Raw genomic sequence first — 14,979 nt, 5'->3', positions numbered from 1 at the left:
TCCCGTCCGGATCTCTCCGGCGGCCACTCAGGAAGCGGCCCGGGCGGATTCCGGAAGGGAATGGCGCTTTCCTCGGAACAGGTGGTGCGGATCGTATTCCCGCTTCACCCGGGCGAGCCGGGGATCGGCCGGTGGCGCGGTGGCCGTGTCCTCGGGCGCGTAATTCCCGTAATGCCCCTGGTGATGCCAGGAGGATAGGGCAGAAATGGTGTCCCGGGACCAGGCGATATTCGTCGCGTCGTCCTGCGGAGTGAGCCAGGAAGCCCATGCGGTGAGCATGTACGGGGCCTCACGCTGCGGAAAGGCCGAGGGGCCGCCGGTTTCCCGCACCATGGCGCCGCGCAGGAATTCCACGTCGATGGAGGAAAGCGCGGACGGATTCGCCGCCGCGGCCTTCACCACCTCTTCGACCGCCTGCGGGCCGAGGTCGGTGAGATAGCAGGACTTGGTGTAGTAACGGCGGCCGGCCGGTCCGCTCGCGTCCAGCATGGCCTGCAACCGGGCGTACGGCATGGTCTGCTCGGTGGTGGCCAGCGCGGGCACCGCGTCGTAGATCTCACGGCTCTGCCGGACGCTGTCGGGATTGTCCGCGGAACAGGCGACGGCGAGCTCCAGAGCCTGCTGACCGTGCAATACGGAGGGAATGACGGCCGACGTTCCCGCCTGCTGGAACGAGCCGAACACCCGCAGGTCGTCGGACTGCCGCGCGGTGAATTCCCGGAAGGCCAGCAATGCGGCCGGGGCGGTGTCGAGAGAATAGAGACCGGTCCGGTAGAGAATGGGCCCGACCGGCCGCAGCCGCATCCGGAAGCGGGTGACGACACCGAAGGTGCCCTCCCCGCCGCGCAGCGCCCACATGAGGTCCGGGTGCTCGGCGTCGGTGGCCTCGATCACCGAACCGTCCGCGAGCACGACCTCGGCGCTCATGATGTGATCGCAGCTCAGGCCCCATTTCCGGGTGAGCCAGCCGTACCCGCCGCCGAGGGTCAGACCGGCGACGCCGGTGTGCCCGACGACGCCCGACGGGCAGGCGAGCCCGTGCTCGGCGGTGGCCGTGTCGAGGTCCTTCAGGAGGCATCCACCGTCGACGTCCGCCCACTGTTCCCCGGCGTTCACCGAAACGGCGCGCATCAGGGAAAGGTCGATCATCACGGTGTCGTCGTCCACGGCGGTGCCCGCGACATTGTGTCCGCCGCCGCGCACCGTAGCCGGAATTCCGGCCTTTGTGGCGAGCCGGACGGCGGCCTGGACATCGGCGGTCGTCCGGCACCGGGCGATGACCGCTGGTCTGCGGTCGTGCATCGCGTTCCATACGCGGCGCGTGTCGTCATATCCGGGGTCGCCTGGCAGAAGAAGAGTACCGGCGAATTCTTTACGGCATTCGTTCACGGCGGCGGTGACAGCTGAGAACGACGCATTCCCGGAAGAGGGCATGGCAACTCCTGTGCGCAGCTGATTCCGGCTTCCGCATGCGACGACGCTTTTGGCGCACGGCGCGCGGGCCGGTGAGTGGGGTGAGCAAGCGCTGTTCGACGGCGGCTCGTTGCGAAGCCGACTGGAAGTGGGGGAAGAAGCCGACTGGAAGTGGGGAGGGGGCCGATGGACCGCGGCGTGGGAAGGGCCGGGTTTCCGGTGCGCCGCGGTGCCGGAGTGTCCGTCCGAATTGCAAACATGGTAGCGGGAATTCGGGCGGATGAGGTTGGCGAGAAGCAAGGTCATCTGTGACGTGGATCACAGGTTACGCCGCCGACGTGAAGGCCGTAAGGGGCCGGGCGGGAATACGACAAGGGATTGCGGAATCGCCGGACGGCGTGTTAGCGGGCCGAGGTTACGGCCGGTCGCGGGGGTATCGCTCGCGCTCTTCGGGGGTCTTGCCGATGGCGTGCGGATGGCGCCTGAGGGTGCCTGGGTGGGGGCGGGTGACGCGGCTGATATACGTCCGTGAGGGACGTCCAAGGTGCGCCAACTGTCCGATGCGGCAAGGGAGTTGCATTTGCTGATGGAGATGCGGGAGTGACGAGGAGAGGCTTCGCCGCGATGGCGCGCCTTCGGGGGAGGGGTGCCGGGGACGGCCGCGGTCGCGCCGCGGTACGACCGCGAGGCCACTACAAGGTGGCCGCGAGGCGACCGCGGCGCACCGTCACTCTTCGTCGCCGAGCCAGCGCAGCCGTCCGTCCCACGGGGCGGTCCGGCAGGTCAGGTGGATACCGGCGGAGCTGACCGCTTCCGCGCCGCTCTCCCGGCACTTGCGGTGCGGCTCGTTGCAGCTCCCCTTCTTCTTGCCCGGGCCCTTGGCGCAGTTCAGCGTGTCGTGGGCGCGCTGCCCCTCGGGGGAGAGGTGGTCGTAGTTGCTGCCGTCGTGCCGACCGGGGGAGTCGTGTGTGGTGGCGGGCTCAGGGGCGGCGGGCTCCGGCTCGGGGGCGGCGGCCGTCGTGGGGTCGGCGGCCGGGGTGCTCCGGCGCGGGGCCTCGGTCGCGTCCTCGTGTGCGGTGTGGGTCGCCTTCGGGGCAGGGGTGCCGCCCTGACGGTCGGTGGACGAGGCGGACGAGGCGGACGCCGAGGGGTGGGCCTTGGAGGCGGCGGAATCCGTCGACCCGCAGGCCGTCAGGGTGAGGGCGAGCCCCACACCGGCGGCGGCGAGGGCGGGGCGCAGGCGGCGCGCGGAGAAATCAAACACATGATCAAGTTTGTCATGATCTTGGCGGAGGGCTCTGTACGGGGATCCACGCACGGGACGCCGTCTCGCGCTCCGTGGCCGTCCTCGATTCGGTGCTCTGCGACCGTCCGCGATTCGGCGCTCTCCGACCGTCCGCAATTCGATGCTCTGCGTCCAGCCGCCGTTCACGCTCCGTGGCCCGCGCGTCCGACGCCACCGCGCGCCCGCCGCGCGCCCCCGCGCCGACTCGTAGAATCGTGCGCACCATGGTTTACCTCGACCACGCCGCCACCACTCCGATGCTTCCCGAGGCGGTGCAGGCGATGACCGCCCAGCTCACCGTCACCGGCAACGCCTCCTCCTTGCACGCCGCGGGCCGACGGGCCCGGCGCACCGTCGAAGAGGCCAGGGAATCGCTCGCCGCGTCGCTCGGCGCCCGCCCCAGTGAGGTCGTCTTCACCTCGGGCGGCACCGAAGCCGACAACCTCGCCGTCAAGGGCCTGTACTGGGCCCGGCGCGACGCGGACCCGGCCCGTACCCGCGTCATCGCCAGCCCCGTGGAGCACCACGCCGTCCTGGACGCCGTCGAATGGCTCGCCGAGCACGAGGGCGCGCGGGTCGAGTGGCTGCCGGTGGACGCGCACGGCAGGGTGCACGCCGACGCGCTGCGCGCGGCGATCTCGCGCAACCCCGACGATGTCGCGCTGGCCACCGTCATGTGGGCCAACAACGAGACCGGCACGGTCATGCCGGTGCGTGAACTGTCCGACGTGGCAGCAGAGTTCGGGGTGCCGCTGCACGCGGACGCGGTGCAGGCGTTCGGGCAGCTGGAGGTGGACTTCAAGGCCTCCGGGCTGGCCGCCATGACCGTCTCCGGCCACAAGGTCGGCGGCCCGTACGGCATCGGCGCGCTGGTGCTGGGCCGCGAGTGGGCCCCCGTCCCCGTCCTGCACGGCGGCGGCCAGGAGCGGCAGGTGCGCTCCGGCACGCTGGACACCCCCGCCATCGCCGCGTTCGCCGCCGCCGGGCGGTACGCGGTGGAGCACCGCGCGGAGTTCGCCCGGGAGATCGGCGGGCTGCGGGACGAGCTGATCGCGGCCGTACGGGCCGCCGCCCCCGACGCCGTCCTCGGCGGCGACCCCGACCCGGCGGGCCGCCTCCCCGCCAACGCCCACTTCTCCTTCCCCGGCTGCGAGGGCGACTCCCTCCTGCTGCTCCTGGACGCCCAGGGCATCGCCTGCTCCACCGGTTCCGCCTGCACCGCGGGCGTCGCCCAGCCCAGCCACGTCCTGCTCGCCACCGGCACCGACCCGGACCTCGCCCGCGGCACCCTGCGCTTCTCCCTCGGCCACACCTCGACGCGGGCGGACGTGGCGGCGCTGGCCTCGGCCATCGGCCCGGTGGTCGAACGGGCGCGGAGCGCGGGGCTGAGCTGAGGGAGGTTGGAGAGGCCGGTCCGAAAGGCTGCCGGGGCTGGTGTCCGGGGGCTGGCCCCCGTCCCCGTCACCGCCCGGAAGCCACCCCCGGCGCCCCGGCCTTCCCCGTCTCCGCCCCCGGGGAAGCGGACCCCGAGGAAGCGGTGGCCGGCGGAGCGGCCCCCGTCCCCGAGGGGGCCGGCCGCTTCAGCTCCTCCCGCACCAGCCGCAGATACCGCTCCCAGTCCCAGTGCGGCCCCGGATCGGTGTGGTCCGTCCCCGGCACCTCCACATGGCCCACGATGTGCTCGCGGTCGGCGGGGAAGCCGTAGCGGCGGCAGATCCCGGCCGTCAGCCGCGCGGACGCCGCGTACATGGCGTCGGTGAAGGACTCCGGCCGGTCCACGAACCCCTCGTGCTCGATGCCGATGCTGCGCTCGTTGAAGACGCGGTTGCCGGCGTGGAAGGCCACGTCGAGCTCGCGGACCATCTGCGCCACATGCCCGTCCTTGCGGACGACGTAGTGCGAGGCCGCGCCGTGCAGCGGGTCCTTGAAGACCTTCAGCGCCACCGGATAGCCGCCCTGGACGACGTGGATGACCACCCGGTCGACCTGATAGTCCTCGGGCCGGTCGGCGCGCCGCGAGTTCGCGGGGGAGGCGGCGATCCACTGGGCCCCCGCGAAGTCCACCGCGCCCTCCTGGCGCGGTTTCTCCTGCCAGGGCATCCGCCACCACCAGCGCGCCAGGTCCTCGCGCGCGGCGTACCCGCCCACCCCGAGGCCCGCGACCACACCCGCGCCCCCGATGAGCAGCGCCCGCCGCCCGACCCGCCGCCGCTTCCGGCCCTCGCCACCAGGCCCCGGCTGCCGACCGTCATCGTCACCGGAAGCCCGCACCCCGGCACCGCTTGGACCGCCCCCACTCGTCCCGCTCTCCCCGACCTCAGCGCCCATGCACCCCGCCCCTCCCACCCGCTCGTGATCACGCGTCCCCCTGTGCTGGACAAACGCTTACGGGCCTGTCACCGGTTCCGTCTACTCTTGAGGGGTTATGACTGACGCACCCCGCCGCCTGCGCGTACTGGCCGCCATGTCCGGCGGCGTCGACTCCGCCGTCGCCGCCGCCCGCGCCGCCGAAGCCGGCCACGACGTGACCGGCGTGCACCTCGCGCTCTCCGAGAATCCGAAGTCCTTCCGCACGGGCGCCCGCGGCTGTTGCACGATCGAGGACTCGCACGACGCGCGCCGCGCCGCCGACGTCATCGGCATCCCCTTCTACGTCTGGGACCTGGCGGAACGGTTCCGGGAGGACGTGGTCGAGGACTTCTTCGCGGAGTACGAGGCGGGGCGCACGCCGAACCCGTGCCTGCGCTGCAACGAGAAGATCAAGTTCGCCGCGCTCCTGGACAAGGCGCTCGCCCTGGGCTTCGACGCGGTGTGCACGGGCCACTACGCCCAGGTCGTCCTGCGCGAGGACGGCACCCGCGAACTCCACCGGGCCGCCGACATGGCCAAGGACCAGTCCTACGTCCTCGGCGTCCTGGACGACCGCCAGCTCGCGCACGCCATGTTCCCCCTCGGCGACACCCCCACCACCAAGGCCGAGATCCGCGAAGAGGCGGCCCGGCGCGGCCTGTTCGTCGCCAAGAAGCCGGACAGCCACGACATCTGCTTCATCGCCGACGGCGACACCCAGGCGTTCCTGGCCAAGCGGCTGGGCACCGCCGAGGGCGACATCGTGGACGAGTCGGGCACCAAGGTCGGCACCCACCAGGGCGCCTACGGCTTCACCATCGGCCAGCGCAAGGGCCTGCGCATCGGCACCCCGGCCCCCGACGGCAAGCCCCGCTACGTCCTGGACATCTCCCCGGTGAACAACACCGTCACCGTCGGCCCCGCCGAAGCCCTCGACGTCACCGCCCTCACCGCCATCCGCCCCCGCTGGTGCGGCTCCGCCCCGCCCCCCGGCCCGGCCCCGTACACCGCCCAGCTCCGCGCCCACGGCGGCGAGACGGAGGTCACGGCCGAGGTGATCGGCGACGAGATCCACGTCCGCTTCACCGAGCCGGTCCGCGGCGTCGCCCCCGGCCAGGCCGTCGTGCTGTACGCCGGCACGCGGGTGGTGGGGTCGGCGACGATCGCGAGCACGGAGCGGGTCGGAAAGGTCACCGCGGGTTGACGTGTCGGTGGTGACGTCCGCCACCCCGCCCTAGGCTGTCTCGTGAGGGTTACCCACACGTGAGAGCGTGAGACGGCTTTATAGGGGCCGTCTCGCCGGGAGGTCGGCCATGCTGCTCAGCTTCCGCGTCGCCAATCACCGGTCGATCCGCGACGAGCAGGAGCTGTCGTTGGTGGCCACCGAATTCAACGAACGGACCGGCCGGGACACCGGCGTGCGGTTCGAGGGCAAGCCCGTCGCGGTGCTGCCGGCGGTCGGCGTCCTCGGGGCCAACGCCTCCGGCAAGTCGAACGTGCTGGCGGCCCTGTCCTTCATGCGCCGGGCCGTCCGGGCGTCCTTCGCCGACTGGGGCCGGGACGCCGGAATACAGGAACGCGACCCCTTCGCCCTGGCCCCGGAGGCCCGCGAGCAGACCAGCCTGTTCGAGGTCGAGCTGCTGCTCGGCCACCCGGCCCCCGTGCGGTACACCTACGGCTTCGAGCTCTCGGACCAGCGCGTCGAAGCGGAGTGGCTGCACGCCTACCCCTCGGGACGACGGCAGGTCTGGTTCGACCGGGAGGCGGGACGCCCCGAAGAGGAAGGCGGAGAGTTCCGCTTCCGGGGCACGGGCCTGCGCGGCCCCAAGGACGCGTACGTGTCCCTCACCCGGCCCGACGCCCTGTTCCTCACGGTCGCCGCGACGATGAACCACCCGCAGCTCTCCGAGGTGCACCGCTGGTTCCGGGACGACCTGTGGGAGATCGGCCCCGGAGCCGACGCGGCGGCGCGGACCAAGTGGACCCGGGATCTTCTCGCGGACCCCGGACGGGCCGACGAGGGCCTGCGCCGAAGGTTCCTCGGCCTCCTGCGTGCCGCCGACCTCGGCATCACGGGGCTGACCACCGATCCCGAAACCGGCGAGTGCCAACTGCTGCACCGTGGCGCCGACGGGACCGAGCGACCTTTGGACTTCCTGACCCAGGAGTCCCTGGGCACCCACGCGTGGTTCGCCTTCCTCGGCCCCCTACTCCGGGCCCTCGAACGGGGCGGCACCCTCCTCGCCGACGAACTGGACTCCAGCCTCCACCCCCTGCTGGCCGCCGAGGTCATCCGCCTCTTCCAGGACCGGGACGCCAATTCGCGCGGCGCCCAGCTGATCTTCACCACGCATGACGCCACGCTGCTCGGCCCCTCGGTCGCCGAGCGCCCGCTCGACCGGGACCAGGTGTGGCTGACCCTGAAGAACAGCGGTGGCGAGACCTCGCTCTACCCGCTGACAGCGGCCAAGAAGGCCCGCAAGGACGACAACCTGGAACGCCGCTACCTGCACGGCCACTACGGAGGCGTGCCACGTTTCGTCACGGGGGACGTCGCCCGGGAACTCGCCCTGATCGAGGAGCGGTTGGGGGTGACCGCGTGAGCACCCGCAGGGAAGGCGGCGCCCGGCGACGCGACCGGTCCGGCGGAGCCGGACGGCTTCGCCGCACCCTCGGCTCGTACGGAGACCAGTCGCGCCGTGTCGTGTACGTCGCCGCCGAAGGAGCCAGGACCGAGCCGGACTACTTCCGGCTGCTCAACGAGGTGTACGGAGAACGCGGCAGCGGCAAGATGTTCCGGCTCCACGTCTGCTCCCCCTCACACGCCAACGGATTACGCCCCGAGGCCGTTGTCGAGCAGGTGCCGGCCGAAGCCGATCCGGACTGCGAGAAATGGGCCTTCTTCGACCGTGACGCGGCCGACTGCCGTGAGACCGCCATCAGGAAGGCCATGCGCCGGGCCGCCGGGCACGGTGTACAGGTGGCGCTGTCCCATCCGTCGTTCGAGCTGTGGCTGCTCCTGCACTTCCAGCCGTTCACCAGCCAGGAGAACGGGCTCGACGGCGCTGTCGTCGACCGGCTGCGGCGGCACCGCGACGCCAAGGGCTTCGCGGATTACGACAGGCAGTCCGGCGAACGGGGCAAGGGAGTGGCCGGCGAGCGCGGCGCGTCGCTGCTGGGGCGGGAGCAGACCGCCGTCCGGAACGCGCGCAAGCTGGTGACGGATTGCCCGCACGGTAACTGCTCTCCCAAAGGCGCGGATATCGGGCCGATCGCACCGGTGCAGAGGGACACCTACGAACGGTGGCGGCGGCGCACCGGCCACGCGGCGGAGTGCGACCCGCTCCTGCGAGACCCGTCCACGGATGTGTGGCGCCTGGTCGTCGCGCTGGGTATCGCCGACGGAGACGCCTGAGCAGCGTTTAGGCCCTGCCCCCTCCTGCCGTCCATCTGCAGGAAGGGAACATGCCATCCGCGCCCAGCACCAAGCCCCCCATGACAAAAGTCATCGCTTTCCCTGGACAGTCGCTTCTGCCGCCGTGCCCCGCCGGTCCGCGAAGCTGAATCCGCCGCCGCACGCCGGGCCCGAACGCGGGCCCCGGGCGCGGCGGCGGACACGGACGTCAGCGGATACGGGGGAACTCGGTAATGAGCCAGGGGGCAAGGGAGCGGGGCCGGGGCAAGGAGGGCGGGCGGCCGGGCAAGGGCCGGAATCCGCTGGTGGAGAGTCTGGCGCCGCTGGTCGTGGATGTGGGGGTGCCGCTGGGCTCGTACTACGTGCTCAGTGACGGGTTCGGGATGGGGACGGTCGCCGCGCTCGCGTGGAGCAGTGCGGTGCCCGCGCTGCGTACGGTCTGGTCGGTCGTCAAGGAGCGGCGGATCAACGGGATGGCGGCGCTGATCCTCGCCGTGAACGTGATCGGACTGCTGCTCAGCACGGTCACCGGGGACCCGCGGCTGATGCTCGCCAAGGACAGCGGGGTGAGCAGTGTGATCGGCATCGTCGTCCTGGTGACGGCCTGTTACGGGCGGCCGTTGATGACGCCGGGGCTGCGGGCGTGGGTCGTCAAGGGCAGCCCCGCCAAGCAGGCGGCCTGGGACGATCTGCTGGCCGGGTCGGCGCGGTTCCGCAGGGCCGAGCGGACGTTCTCGGCGGTGTGGGGCGCGGCCCTGCTGACGGAGTGCGTGGCGCGGGTCGTGGGCGCCTACACGATCCCGATCGACACGATGGTGTGGCTGGGGACGGTGATGCTGGTGGTGGCCATCGTGGCGGCCATGGTGGTCTCGGGCGGGATGGCCGTGGACCCGATGGAGCGGATGGTGGCGGAAGAGGTGGCCCGGAGGGAGCGGGCCGCCGGGGAGGACGGCGCGGGGGAGGGCGGAGCCGGCGCGCTGGGGGGTGCGGTGGTGCCCGAGGCGGCCGGGGATGGTCGCTGAGCGGCTGCCTTCCGGGCCGCGGCACTGGAGAGTCGGTCCCGGCCGCGGTACCAGAGAGCCGGTCCCGGACCGTGGCACCGGAGAGCCGGTCCCGGGCCGTGACACCGAAAGAGCCGGTCCCGGGCCACGGCACCGAAAGAGCCGGTCCCCGGGGGACGAGCGGGGAGGGGCGGGGGTGACCCATCCCTCCCCGCTCACATGCGTGAAGCCCTCAACCCCTCACCGCAGCCCCGGCAGCCCCCGCAGTTCGCCGATCTTCAGGACGCGGCCCAGCAGCAGGAAGAGCACGGCCATCGCCACCGCGCCCGCCGCCAGGGCGAGGGCGGTGCTCCAGAAGGTCGGGGCCGCCTCGGTGGCGCAGGCGCGGGCGACCGCCCAGCCCAGGGCGCCGGCGGTGAGCGCGGCGGCGGTCAGCTTGGCGTAGGAGCGGCACAGCCGCTTCCCGTCGAGCCGCCCGTCCAGGCGCCGCCGCAGCCGCAGCGCGGTAAGCAGCAGCCCGGCGGCGTAGGCGACGGCGTAGGCACCGGCCATCCCGGTGACCGCCCACCGCGCGGGCAGCAGCAGGTGGCAGGCGACGGTCAGGGCGATGTTCACAACCTGGATCCAGGTCGCCATCCAGAAGGGCGTACGGGTGTCCTCGAAGGCGTAGAAGCCGCGCAGCAGCAGGTACTGCGCCGAGTAGGGGATCAGGCCGAGGCCGAACGCCTGGAGCATGTGGCCGGTCGGCCCGGCGGAGGCGGCGTCGGCGGTGCCGTGCGCGAACAGCAGCCGGGCCACCTCCGGGCCGAGCGCCACGAAGAACACGGCGGCCGGGACGATGACGGCCCCGCTGGTCCGCAGCGCCCGCGACAGGTCACCGCGTAGGTCGTCCAGCCGGTGTTCGGCCACCGCGCGGCTCATCCGCGGCAGCAGCGCGGTCACCAGGGAGACCGTGACGATGGCCTGCGGCAGCATCCAGATCGTCTGGGCGTTGGTGTAGGCGGAGAAGCCCACCCCGTCCTTGGGGAGCGCCAGGTCGGCGGCGCTCGCGTAGTGCGTGACGACGGTCAGGCCCACCAGGTTGACCAGCACGAACAGCAGCGTCCAGCGGGCCGCGCCGACGCTCTTGCGCAGCCCCGTCCCCCGCCAGTCGAACCGCGGCCGGAAGCGGAAACCGGCGGCGCGCGCGTACGGGATCGTCGAGACGGCCTGCAGGACGATGCCGAGCGTCGTCCCGATGCCCAGCAGCCTCACCTGCGCGTCGGTGATGTCCTGCACCCGGTCGGGCACCGTCATCAGGCCCAGGTAGAGGCCGAAGAGGCTGATGAGCACGATGTTGTTCAGCACCGGGGTCCACATCATGGCCCCGAACTTCTCCCGGGCGTTGAGCACCTGCCCCATCATGAAGAACAGCCCGTAGAAGAACACCTGCGGCAGCATGAACCGCGCGAAGACGACGGTCAGTTCGTAGGCCGCGTGGGTCTCGGGCGTGTCGCTCTGGTACAGGCTGACGATCTGCGGCGCCGCCCACACGGACAGCAGGGTGCCGACGGCCAGCAGCGACAGGACGAGCGTGACCAGGCGCTGCTCGTAGGCCCGCCCGCCGTCCGGCTGCTCGACCCGGGCCCGGACGAGCTGCGGGACCAGGACGGAGTTCAGCGCGCCGCCGATCATCAGCGTGTACAGGCTCAGCGGAACGGTGTTGGCGGTCTGGTACGTGGTGGCCAGCAGGCCCGTGCCCAGGGCGGCCGTCTGGAGCACCTGCCGGATCATGCCGGTGGCGCGGGAGACCATGGTTCCGGCGGCCATCAGGGCGGAGGAGCGCAGGACTCCGACTTTGGCGCTTTTCTTGCCGGTCTGTTCGCCCGGGCCGTTCTCCGCGATCGGAGGAGACGTTTCCGCGGACGCGGATATGCCCATGGGCGCGGACGAGCCGGTGGCTACGACCTGCGATCGTGCGCCCGCGTACACCGGACCGCTCCCGTGCCCGTACGCGTGCCCGTCCCCCTGGTCGTGTCCGTACGCGGACGCGTCGCCGTACGACCCCGTCTCACCATGTGGATACACCTCACCGTACGGGTACGCGTTCACGCCTCCCGGACCGTCCCAAGCCGTGGCCGGGATGCCCAGGCGCACCGTGTCGGTGTCCAATCGCCGCTCCGTCATGGGCACAAACTAGCGTCGCGACGCGCTCCGAAGATCATCCGGGCGTCGCACGGTCCTCTCTCCGATTCGCGTCCGAAAGAGGGGCCTTCCTGCCCGCGCGCGACCGAACGAGCGCAAGTTTCGCCCTCTTATTTCCGTTCAAAGAGGGCTCTTTGCGTCCCCGGCTCCCCGGAGCGGCCGGTGTGGCAATAGGGTCGGGGGCGCGACAGGGCCTTGAGGTCCAGTCAAGGGCTGTTCGATGTCCGGACGATGAAGTCCGCATGGCGGACAGACCCTGGCTGGCCAAGAAAGGAATCGAAGACGAGCATGACAACTGTTCACGCTGAGAACGCGCCCGCTGCGACCGGGACGATATCGGCCGGACTGACCTCCCTGTACGAGGAACTGGTACGGCGCAACCCGGGCGAACCGGAGTTCCACCAGGCCGCACTGGAGGTGCTGCAGACGCTGGCGCCGGTGCTGGCCGCACGTCCGGAGTTCGCCGAGGCGCGGATCGTGGAGCGGATCTGCGAGCCCGAGCGGCAGATCATGTTCCGCGTGCCGTGGCAGGACGACTCCGGCGAGATCCGGGTCAACCGCGGCTTCCGCGTGGAGTTCAACAGCGCGCTCGGCCCCTACAAGGGCGGGCTGCGCTTCCATCCGTCGGTCAACCTGGGCATCGTCAAGTTCCTCGGGTTCGAGCAGATCTTCAAGAACGCGCTGACCGGGCTCAACATCGGCGGTGGCAAGGGCGGCAGCGACTTCGACCCGCACGGCAGGTCGGACGCCGAGGTCATGCGGTTCTGCCAGTCGTTCATGACGGAGCTGTACCGGCACCTCGGCGAGCACACCGACGTGCCGGCGGGCGACATCGGCGTCGGCGGCCGTGAGATCGGCTACCTCTTCGGCCAGTACCGCCGGATCACCAACCGCTGGGAGGCCGGCGTGCTCACCGGCAAGGGCCTCCAGTGGGGCGGGTCCACGGTGCGCACAGAGGCCACCGGCTACGGGAACGTGCTGTTCACCGCCGAGATGCTCAAGCGGCGCGGTGAGGGCATGGACGGCCAGCAGGTCGTCGTCTCCGGTTCCGGCAACGTGGCGATCTACACCATCGAGAAGGCCCAGGCGCTCGGCGCCCACGTGCTGACCTGCTCCGACTCCGGCGGCTACATCGTCGACGAGAAGGGCATCGACCTCGCGCTGCTCAAGCAGATCAAGGAGGTCGAGCGGGGCCGGGTCGAGGAGTACGCCCGGCGGCGCGGCTCCGCCTCGTACGTGGCGGGCGGCAGCGTGTGGGACGTGCCGTGCGACGTGGCGCTCCCCTCGGCGACCCAGAACGAACTGGGCGAGGAGGCCGCCCGGACGCTGGTCCGCAACGGCGTGAAGGCGGTCTCCGAGGGCGCCAACATGCCCACCACGCCGGAGGCCGTGGAGGTCTTCCGGGAGGCCAAGGTCGCGTTCGGCCCCGGCAAGGCCGCGAACGCGGGCGGGGTGGCGACCAGCGGCCTGGAGATGCGGCAGAACTCGGCCCGCGAGTCCTGGCCGTTCGAGCGCACCGAGAGCGAACTGACCGCGATCATGCGCGACATCCACGACACCTGTTACGAGACCGCGGAGCGCTTCGGCATGCCGGGCGACTACGTCGCGGGCGCGAACATCGCCGGCTTCGAGCGGGTGGCGGACGCGATGCTGGCCCAGGGCCTGATCTAGGCGGCCTGAGCCGTGGTGGCTCGTGCGATCAATGGAGCTCGTACGGGTCGCTCGCTCGCCCACGTGGTGTGCGGCGGGTGAGCATTCACGCCCACAACGTGTGGGCTTTTTTGCTTTTCGAGGGCGGTTTTTGTTCCCGATCTGTTCCCGTACCGCTCGCGACAGCCCCCGCTCACGGTGGGTGGGCCTGGGGCACGAGGTACCGGCCCGGGCCGCCGTTCCCGGTCGGCCGTAGGGTGACGGTATGAACATCTGTGTCTTCTGCTCCGCCGCCGACCTCGACGACCGCTACACCACCCCCGCCCGCGAGTTCGCCGAGCTGCTGGGCAAGGGCGGTCACACCCTGGTCTGGGGCGGTTCCGACACGGGACTGATGAAGGTCATGGCCGACGGGGTGGAGAACGCGGGGGGCAAGCTGGTCGGCGTCTCCGTGGAGTTCCTGGCGCACAAGGCGCGGGCCGGGGTGGACGAGATGATCGTCACCAAGGACCTCGCCGAGCGGAAGGCCCAGCTCCTGGCGCGCGCCGACGCCGTCGTGATCATGGTGGGCGGCACCGGCACGCTGGACGAGGCGACCGAGATCCTGGAGCTGAAGAAGCACGGCATGCACACCAAGCCGGTGGTCCTGCTCAACGCGGCCGGCTTCTACGACGGGCTCAAGCAGCAGTTCCAGCGGATGGAGGAGGAGGGCTTCCTGCCGATCCCGCTGACGGACCTGGTCTTCTTCGCGGAGGACGGCGTGGGCGCCCTGGCGTACCTGGAGGAGCAGGCGGGCGTCCAGGCCTGAGGGCACTTGTAAGCACTTGTGGGCAAGGGCCGCCCGAGTGTCCGTAACAAACGCCCGTCCGGCGTGCGTGCCCCGGGGGTGCCGGGCCGCGACCGGCCGCGTCGTTAGGATCGCGGTATGGGTACGCACTTGATCACAGGCGCCGGATCGGGGATCGGGGCGGCGGTCGCGCGGCGGCTGGCCGACCGGGGCGAGGACCTCTGGCTGCTCGCGCGCGACGCGGGCCGCGCGAGGGAACTCGCCGGGGAGTTTCCCGGCGCCCGCACGCTCGTCGGTGACCTCGCCGACCCCGGGAAGCTGTCCTGGGCGCTGGGCCACCAGCCCATCCCGGACCGGCTGGACTCCCTGCTGCACATCGCGGGGATCGTCGAGCTCGGCGCCATCGCCGACGTCGGCTTCCGCAGCTGGCAGCGGACGATCAACGCGAACCTCCTCGCGCCCGCCGAGCTGACCCGCCTGATGCTGCCGCAGCTCCGGCTCTCCCAAGGGCACGTCGTCTTCGTCAACTCCGGCGCCGGACTGAACGCCAACGCCCAGTGGGGCGCGTACGCCGCCAGCAAGCACGGCCTCAAGGCGCTGGCCGACTCGCTGCGCGCCGAGGAGCACGCCAACGGCGTCCGCGTGACCTCCGTCTACCCGGGCCGCACCGCGACCCCCATGCAGGAGAGCACCCACCAGCAGGAGGGCAAGGAGTACGACCCGACCCGCTGGATCGACCCGCAGTCGGTGGCGACGACCATCCTGACGGCGATCGACCTGCCCCGGGACGCCGAGATCAACGACCTGACGGTGCGACCGGGGCGCTGAACGAAGGCCGGGCCTCCCGGCATCCAGGCACACGAGAAAGCGCGCGCCGCACTCCCCCGTGGTGCGG

At 71.5% G+C, this 14,979-nt stretch carries 12 protein-coding genes; 8 read left to right on the top strand and 4 right to left on the bottom strand.

The features are described 5' to 3' along the window. Nucleotides 1–27: 27 nt before the first annotated feature. Both ABZX96_RS27855 and ABZX96_RS27850 read right to left on the bottom strand, forming a co-directional pair. Nucleotides 28–1,302, bottom strand: coding sequence for an FAD-binding oxidoreductase (locus tag ABZX96_RS27855; RefSeq protein WP_355549675.1), 1,275 nt, complete (start codon nucleotides 1,300–1,302; stop codon nucleotides 28–30). Nucleotides 1,303–2,140: 838 nt separating this feature from the next. Then, complete coding sequence (locus ABZX96_RS27850) at nucleotides 2,141–2,677, bottom strand: hypothetical protein (protein ID WP_355549674.1); 537 nt, start codon at nucleotides 2,675–2,677, stop codon at nucleotides 2,141–2,143. A 245-nt stretch (nucleotides 2,678–2,922) separates the two neighbouring features. On the opposite strand from ABZX96_RS27850, the gene ABZX96_RS27845 reads away from it, so the two are divergent. Continuing rightward, nucleotides 2,923–4,092, top strand: coding sequence for a cysteine desulfurase family protein (locus tag ABZX96_RS27845; RefSeq protein WP_355549672.1), 1,170 nt, complete (start codon nucleotides 2,923–2,925; stop codon nucleotides 4,090–4,092). Nucleotides 4,093–4,159: 67 nt separating this feature from the next. On the opposite strand, the gene ABZX96_RS27840 is transcribed toward ABZX96_RS27845, so the two are convergent. Further along, a complete protein-coding gene (locus ABZX96_RS27840; RefSeq protein WP_355549670.1) occupies nucleotides 4,160–5,026 on the bottom strand; it encodes an N-acetylmuramoyl-L-alanine amidase in 867 nt (288 codons plus the stop codon). Between the two features lie 97 nt (nucleotides 5,027–5,123). Between ABZX96_RS27840 and mnmA the strand changes: the two genes are divergently transcribed. From mnmA to ABZX96_RS27820, 4 genes are all read left to right on the top strand, one after another. Continuing rightward, on the top strand, nucleotides 5,124–6,251 hold the full coding sequence (gene mnmA / locus ABZX96_RS27835) for a tRNA 2-thiouridine(34) synthase MnmA (RefSeq protein ID WP_355549668.1): 1,128 nt from the start codon (nucleotides 5,124–5,126) through the stop codon (nucleotides 6,249–6,251). A gap of 109 nt (nucleotides 6,252–6,360) precedes the next feature. Further along, a complete protein-coding gene (locus tag ABZX96_RS27830; RefSeq protein ID WP_355549666.1) occupies nucleotides 6,361–7,650 on the top strand; it encodes an ATP-binding protein in 1,290 nt (429 codons plus the stop codon). Further along, nucleotides 7,647–8,462: an RloB family protein gene (locus tag ABZX96_RS27825; protein WP_355549664.1), complete on the top strand. Its 816-nt coding sequence runs from the start codon at nucleotides 7,647–7,649 to the stop codon at nucleotides 8,460–8,462. The genes ABZX96_RS27830 and ABZX96_RS27825 overlap by 4 nt, the downstream gene beginning before the upstream one ends. A 233-nt stretch (nucleotides 8,463–8,695) precedes the next feature. Next, nucleotides 8,696–9,484 carry a VC0807 family protein gene (locus tag ABZX96_RS27820; RefSeq protein WP_355549662.1) on the top strand — a complete coding sequence of 263 codons (789 nt, stop codon included), beginning with the start codon at nucleotides 8,696–8,698 and terminating at the stop codon, nucleotides 9,482–9,484. A 219-nt stretch (nucleotides 9,485–9,703) separates the two neighbouring features. On the opposite strand, the gene murJ is transcribed toward ABZX96_RS27820, so the two are convergent. Then, on the bottom strand, nucleotides 9,704–11,629 hold the full coding sequence (murJ, locus tag ABZX96_RS27815) for a murein biosynthesis integral membrane protein MurJ (protein WP_355549660.1): 1,926 nt from the start codon (nucleotides 11,627–11,629) through the stop codon (nucleotides 9,704–9,706). Between the two features lie 306 nt (nucleotides 11,630–11,935). Between murJ and gdhA the strand changes: the two genes are divergently transcribed. The 3 genes from gdhA to ABZX96_RS27800 all read left to right on the top strand — a co-directional run bounded on the left by gdhA (nucleotide 11,936) and on the right by ABZX96_RS27800 (nucleotide 14,912). Beyond that, nucleotides 11,936–13,318, top strand: coding sequence for an NADP-specific glutamate dehydrogenase (gdhA, locus tag ABZX96_RS27810; RefSeq protein WP_355549659.1), 1,383 nt, complete (start codon nucleotides 11,936–11,938; stop codon nucleotides 13,316–13,318). A gap of 244 nt (nucleotides 13,319–13,562) precedes the next feature. After that, complete coding sequence (locus ABZX96_RS27805; protein ID WP_355549657.1) at nucleotides 13,563–14,105, top strand: TIGR00730 family Rossman fold protein; 543 nt, start codon at nucleotides 13,563–13,565, stop codon at nucleotides 14,103–14,105. Nucleotides 14,106–14,222: 117 nt separating this feature from the next. After that, nucleotides 14,223–14,912 carry an SDR family oxidoreductase gene (locus tag ABZX96_RS27800; protein ID WP_355549655.1) on the top strand — a complete coding sequence of 230 codons (690 nt, stop codon included), beginning with the start codon at nucleotides 14,223–14,225 and terminating at the stop codon, nucleotides 14,910–14,912. Nucleotides 14,913–14,979 lie beyond the last annotated feature (67 nt).

The sequence above is a fragment of the Streptomyces sp. NPDC003077 genome (assembly GCF_040611095.1).
Classification (GTDB): domain Bacteria; phylum Actinomycetota; class Actinomycetes; order Streptomycetales; family Streptomycetaceae; genus Streptomyces.
The sequence above is the reverse complement of the archived record's forward strand: the minus strand, read 5'-3'. Positions and strand labels throughout refer to the sequence as shown.